Annotated in this window: 1 pseudogene; it reads left to right on the forward strand. The window is 57.4% G+C overall.

The features are described 5' to 3' along the window. Positions 1–272: pseudogene (locus tag HMPREF2547_RS07955) on the forward strand (IS256 family transposase); the annotation flags it as partial.

Genomic DNA, 272 nt, shown 5'->3' on the forward strand with positions numbered 1-272 from the left:
ACTTCGGACAGGTATTCAAAGCATTCCTCAACGAGAAAACGCCCGTGTCAAAAGAGCGCCGCACACTCAACAACCAGTGGGAATGGACCCATCTGCGAGTTCGCAAGGCATACAACTCCCTGCTGCACCTCTCACGGAAAGGATGGCTGTTTACCTACCTGCAGCCACCACCGAATGCGCTTGAGCCTCAACGCTGGGCTTCAACGACAAACAGTCTGGAAGGCGGCATCAACGCCGGGCTCAAACGCATCGCCGACGCGCATCGCGGCAGG

The sequence above is a fragment of the Corynebacterium sp. HMSC055G02 genome (genome assembly GCF_001809065.1).
GTDB classification, from domain to species: domain Bacteria; phylum Actinomycetota; class Actinomycetes; order Mycobacteriales; family Mycobacteriaceae; genus Corynebacterium; species Corynebacterium jeikeium_D.